Source organism: Bradyrhizobium sp. 2TAF36 (assembly GCF_052114925.1).
GTDB classification, from domain to species: domain Bacteria; phylum Pseudomonadota; class Alphaproteobacteria; order Rhizobiales; family Xanthobacteraceae; genus Bradyrhizobium; species Bradyrhizobium barranii.
Genome location: NZ_JBFRFR010000183.1, coordinates 1 through 5,648, shown reverse-complemented (window position 1 = coordinate 5,648; position 5,648 = coordinate 1). Strand labels below are relative to the sequence as shown.

Genomic DNA, 5,648 nt, shown 5'->3' with positions numbered 1-5,648 from the left:
CACGGATGGTGGTACCCGCGAGGTCCAGAAAGTGCTCGCTCTGGTCGGGCACGATCTGTGACAGAAAGTCACGACCCGCGGCCACGAGTTGCGGGCCATATGGAAACACGACGCCAGCCACGACCACGGACAGCAGGAACTTCACGGTCCCCACACCGGCATTGCCGGCAAATCCGAGCAAGGTCGTCGCGAAGGGCTTGAGATACGGCACCACTTCGCGCAGAAGCGAACGCAGATTGGTCGAGGCCTGATCCCAGAGATCGAAGAGCCGAGGCCCGACGAGTGGCCAATCCTTGATCGATTGAGGTGGCGACGGAACCAACACCTCGCCGGCGGTCATTTGGCCGGCAAGATCCCTGATCCCGTCGACTGCGCCCATGCCGAGCCACGTCGCGGGCCCAATAACAACGGCGAGACTGATAAGGGTTAGGATCGCTGCCGCAAGTTTCGGCCGGTCGCCGAGGATTTTGGCAAGGCGCTGAAACACCGGATTAAGCGCGACGGCGAGCACGACACTCCAGGCCAGGATTGGCACGAACGGACGGATCAGGAGCAGTGTCCAGACGATCAGGACCGCGAGCAACCCCAGCCGGATCACAAGCTGGATGACCTCGTCTCCGAAGATGATCTGGCGGAGTGTTCTCACGGACGCGCCTTCAGCCTTGGCCACGCATGTTGCGGGTGAGTGAGCTAGTTCCCCCTCTCGCGCGGAGGTCTTGATCCAGATCAAGCGACCACGACCGGCCGGGAGGCCCTTGGGCGGGATCGGGCAAGTGCGTCGCCCGGCCTCTCGACACCGGAGTCCGCATGTCGGTCACCAGTGCACGAGAGCACTTGCGCGACGGCAGTCCGGTCGAAGTTCGCGCGCTTCGGCCGGAGGACGAGGCCGACATGCTCGCCGCACTAGACCAAGCGAGCCCGCAGTCGTTGCAGCGCCGATTTTTTGCGATGAAGCGCCATTTCTCCGACAAGGAGCGCGCCTTCTTCATGGACGTCGATTTTAAGAATCAAATCGCCTTGGTTGCGCGCGCGGAGGAAGCAGGCCGGAAGGCTGTGGTTGGCGGCCGCCGATATATTGTCTCCGAGCCCGGCCGGGCCGAGATGGCTTTCATGGTGGTCGATGCATGGCAGGGGCGCGGCGTTGGCTCGATGCTAATGCGGCACCTCGTCGACATCGCGAGGGAAACGGGACTGAAGGAATTGACGGCGGAAGTCCTGCCCGAGAACACATCAATGTTGAAGGTCTTCGGCAGGTTCGGGTTCAGGTCGGCTGCGCGGCGAGATCCACAGACAGTCCTGGTAGCATGCTTTCCATGGGATTTTGCCCTCCCCCGAGGCCGCACCAAGTTTCCGTTGCAGGGACGCGCGCGCAACCGATCACTCCGCAAGCGCGCGATAAACTGACGCGTGGCCTATCTTGAGGGCCTTTGCAATGGCAGACGGGCCAGCGCCGCTGGCCTTCATTTGCCACTGTGTTCGCCGTATTGGTTGGCGGCTGGATGTTCCGCTACGAGCCAATCGGGCAAGGCTTCGAACACAGAAACCGCTTCACGGGCGCGACCAGTAGAGTTTCCTTGGTATGCTGGACAGATAAAGATTAGGCCGCCACTTGGACATTGCTCCTCCGCGGCCGCCTCAGTTGGCGGCCTTTTCGGTTAGGCGAGACTGGCCGAGCAGTGCGGCCCCGTGTGTATGCCGCCATCGCGATACACGTTACGCGACGCGCTCATCCCGTCCGGCTCGTTGATACGCCATCACGCAAGCTCGGATGGCACCTCGAGTTTGGCCCGCCATTTCCCGGGGTCTACCGGTCGGCAACCAATTGCACCGTTTGACGTCCACCGTTTAGCGCTCTGAGTTTGTTTATGTATTCTTCAGGCTTCAACAAATGGAATGGAGCCTTCAAACCCATAAAACTCGCTATGCGACCGATGAAATTGGTGCAGTTGGTTGTTCCCGCGTTCCACACCGGCGAGGTCGCCTGAAGACGTTTGATGTAAGCAAATACCTTTTTGGCGTCAGCCTCATTCAAGTAGACTCGATAGCTGGCTGTCAAATATTGCTCATCGAGGTCGCCGTAGCTCGCGCCTGTTTCAGAAGGCACAAACATGAGATGTCCCAATACGTACGGCAGTGTGTCGCCTGCTGGATGCAGGCCGGCAACTTCGACCGCCCTTTGGCTCGTCTTGCCGTACCAGACAAATGCGTGTCCGTAGGATGCAGCAGTGCGGGCACGAAAATCAACGTAGTAGGGTCCTTTAACTGAAGATACCCGGGCCGGCTTTGCATCCGACGTGGCTGGCGGGCTGCCTGGCGCAGCTGCGGCCGTTTTCGTAGCGGAGTTGATTGAGGTCTTGGGGGAAGTGTCCGGTCGCTGCTGAACATCAGCACGCGCCGCGAGTTGCTGTGCACTAGCGCTTCCCACGGAAGCCGCAAAGATTGCGACTCCGACAATAAATCGCAGATCGCGGTATTCCCAGATCACCCTTGCCACGTTCAACCCTTCTTGGGCCCAACACAGCCCAAGCTAAACATTACTGGAGGTGAACGCCTCCGGCCCCGACGGGCCGAAGGCGCTTCAATCTTCGGGATTAGCCCTTGGTGACTAACGGAGCTGGCGCCGGAGCCTTGCCGATCGGGTATTTGCCGACTGGAGTTTTGCCGACGGGATATTTACCAACCGGCGCGGTCTGGACGACGGGCTGCGGACGAGGCAGATCCGCGGCAACTGCCGCTCCCACCAAAGCCAAAGACGCAGCACCCGCAATTACGAATTTCAGCATCAATCTCCCCTGAAGTTGCCCACTACCCCTTACCGAATCTGACCCTAGCCGGACGCTCTACCCACACAACAAATAGATGCCGGTGCGGACAGTCGCGCGATCCCTTTTTTGGCGAATGTTGCAGAAGGGGCACTCTACGTGAAGGGCGGCGCCGCCGTGACGCGCAAATCGATTCGATATATTCAACAACATCACCGGGGTCGGCCTGGCATCGGCAGGCCACACACGCTGGGGCGGCGCCCTCGGTGTCGGCTGGGAGTACGGCTTCACGCCCAACTGGTCGCTCGGTATCGAATACGACCATCTCTGGATGGGGCGTCATAATGCCAGCTTCGCAGGCGTGGTTACTCCCGGAGGGTTCATCCTCACCGGCAGCGGGGTCAGCCAAGATGTTGACATGGTCACGCTTCGGTTGAATTATCGCTTCGGTGGATACGGCGCACCGGTCGCGGCCAGATACTGATCTCACCCACCTTCGCAAACCAAAGCCCAGGCTCGCCGGGGCTTTTTTGTAGTTATGAATTTTCTGGCCTTTGCTACCTTGCGGTGGCCGCGTGCCGTTCTCTTCCAGTCTACCCCTGTGAACGGACATAGTCAGACCGCCCCGGCATGTCTCACACGGGTTTCTTGGAGTGTTCTTGCCACGCAACTCCGCGGATGAGAGAAAGCAGGCCGAAGCCGCTATGGTCTGGAGTTGGCCCCGACCGTTCACGACTAAGCCAGTGGCTGGAAAACTGGTGCGGCTTGCCGGTGTCCGGTAGCCCGGCGCTGGCGGCGCGCTGTAGGGCCTTCTAATGGCCTCACCCTTGACGCCTGTTCTGTGTCGTCGTGGCGACGGATGCCTAGCACAGCGAAATGACGCGACGTGCCAACTCTACGAACCCACAGACCAAGAAAAAGGACGTGGTGTGGCTCGCGCTCAACAGTCGCGCGCCATCCGCTTCAACGAACACCTGACCGGCGGCGGCCCGACGATCTTCAAGCACTTCTGCCAGATGGGGCTGGAAGGGATCGTGTCGAAGCGGACGGCGGACTATCGAAGACGTGGCTCAAGTCGAAGAACTCGGCGAGCGAGGCGGTGCGCCGGGAGCGCGTGGAGGATGGCGTTAGTCTCGGCGCACCCCGGCCTTCATAATTCTGCCCAAATGGAAAACCCGACGAAGGCGAGTACAGCCACGCTGAGAACGATAATCGCAATCGCCCCCACTTCGATAATGGAAAGCCGTCTTGCCATGCGCCAATTTTTTCGGCAGTCGAGCGACAGCGTTGATCTGGATCATGTGCGGCGACCATCACACCCAGCAGCCGCTCCATCAGCGGCTTCGGGCAACCTTGATTGCAGAATGCCGCTAGTGACAGTTTCGGGTCGTCTCAGCCTTCGTGGTTGCACCGCTTAAGCCATCGGCGCGCTAGCAAGTCATTCCGGTCGCACATCTGCGGACGGCTCGACGGGTATGGCGGACGGTGGTTCTTGCGACGCACACACCGTTAACTCGTGTCCTACCCGCGCCGCAGGCAGCAGCGACTTCAGTGATCATGCCGTTGGGCGGAGGAGTAATCGGCGCAGGTGTCATGGCTTGCGCCGATACTGCGACCGATAAGGCGAAGCCGGCAATAGCAATCAACCTGATCATTCTGCACCTCCCTTAACCGTCCAAACATCCCGACCTCCCACGGCAGGGGATGGGTCCGGCTCTCGTGTGAAAGCATGCGAGCTTCCGGCGCTGGCCGTTGGAAGGCTTGAGATAGATCAAGGTCTTTCTCCGTTTAAAATGGCGCATATTACCGCGGTGATAGGTAAACTCCGGGTAGGCGTATGGGGCGCTATATCGACGAAATCCTACAGCCTGGCGAAAGGGTGCTGTATTCGACCAACGAACACTGGGTGTACTTTCTGCCTGCAATCGGGGCGTGGATCGCGGCGGTCGCATTTCTGGTGCTGTGGCGCTTGGTCGCCGTCGACGCGCTGACGTTGGTTTACTTGGTATTGGCGGCGGTCGCTGGGCTTGCGGCCTTGTACTGGACGGCGACGGCTTGGTTCCACCGCTGGACCACCGAGACCGACGTTACCAACATGCGGGTCGTCCACAAGGCCGGTTTCATTAAGAGGCGGACCTTTGAGATGCGCCTCGACAAGGTTGAGAGCGTCGATGTCAATCAAAGCGTTCTTGGCCGCCTTTTGAACTATGGCGACCTCACCATTCAGGGCGTCGGCGAGGGTACGCAAACCATTTCCACCGTTAGTTCGCCTCTCGCGTTTCGCAGCGCCATCACGACAAGACCGGTTGGCACGTAAATCGCGGCATGGTTTGACAGCCGCCGCCCCAACAACGCCCCCGGAGCCCCCCCGCGCTGGCGATTTTGCGGCGGCGCTCGCGGGGGATCCGGTGGCGCTGCGGCTCTGGCTTGACCGGATTACCCTGCCCCAAAGATCAACTCGTGGCGTTCGCGCTGCCGCCCATCAATCATCGTCAGCTTTCCGCGCGGAAACCCATCTTCGCCCCTCATTTGGCGAGCAAGCCCGAGGTGGCGCCCGCTGCAGCGTTGAACCACCACAGCCGTAGCCCCAGCCACTCGCGCGAATGTGAATTGATCTGAAGCAATGGGCTTTGTCTGGCTTCGATACGCTGATGCGATGGAGTCGATCCGTAAGGAAATTCTGATGCGCATTCCAACTTTGGCGATTTGGGCAACGATCTCGGTTTTGGCGGCCGCGCCAACTCAGGCCCAAACATATGGCGGGAATGCTCCGATCTGCCTACAACGTTGGTACTGGGGCGGAGGCGAAACTTTCTACTGCGGCTATAGCTCGATGGCGCAGTGCCACGCCAATGCATCGGGCCTCTCCGCCATGTGCGTTACCAA

The 5,648-nt window shown here is 60.1% G+C and carries 6 protein-coding genes and 1 pseudogene; 4 read left to right on the top strand and 3 right to left on the bottom strand.

The features are described from left to right. A partial coding sequence (locus tag AB4Z51_RS44110) for an AI-2E family transporter (protein ID WP_441499695.1) occupies positions 1-646 on the bottom strand: 646 nt, incomplete at its 3' end. Between the two features lie 161 nt (positions 647-807). On the opposite strand from AB4Z51_RS44110, the gene AB4Z51_RS44105 reads away from it, so the two are divergent. Beyond that, entirely contained in the window at positions 808-1,404 is a 597-nt protein-coding gene (locus AB4Z51_RS44105; RefSeq protein WP_135217030.1) for a GNAT family N-acetyltransferase, read from the top strand. A gap of 400 nt (positions 1,405-1,804) precedes the next feature. Here AB4Z51_RS44105 and AB4Z51_RS44100 read toward each other — a convergent pair whose 3' ends face one another. After that, positions 1,805-2,425 carry a hypothetical protein gene (locus tag AB4Z51_RS44100; protein ID WP_371498122.1) on the bottom strand — a complete coding sequence of 207 codons (621 nt, stop codon included), beginning with the start codon at positions 2,423-2,425 and terminating at the stop codon, positions 1,805-1,807. Positions 2,426-2,591: 166 nt separating this feature from the next. Next, positions 2,592-2,783, bottom strand: a complete 192-nt coding sequence (locus AB4Z51_RS44095) for a hypothetical protein (protein WP_080586686.1) — start codon at positions 2,781-2,783, stop codon at positions 2,592-2,594. Between the two features lie 135 nt (positions 2,784-2,918). On the opposite strand from AB4Z51_RS44095, the pseudogene AB4Z51_RS44090 reads away from it, so the two are divergent. From AB4Z51_RS44090 to AB4Z51_RS44080, 3 genes and pseudogenes are all read left to right on the top strand, one after another. Then, positions 2,919-3,246 (top strand): annotated as a pseudogene (locus AB4Z51_RS44090) (outer membrane protein); the annotation flags it as partial. A 1,353-nt stretch (positions 3,247-4,599) separates the two neighbouring features. After that, on the top strand, positions 4,600-5,079 hold the full coding sequence (locus AB4Z51_RS44085) for a PH domain-containing protein (RefSeq protein ID WP_231142771.1): 480 nt from the start codon (positions 4,600-4,602) through the stop codon (positions 5,077-5,079). A 306-nt stretch (positions 5,080-5,385) separates the two neighbouring features. Next, positions 5,386-5,648, top strand: a 263-nt coding sequence (locus AB4Z51_RS44080) for a DUF3551 domain-containing protein (RefSeq protein WP_441499694.1), incomplete at its 3' end; no start/stop codon positions are given.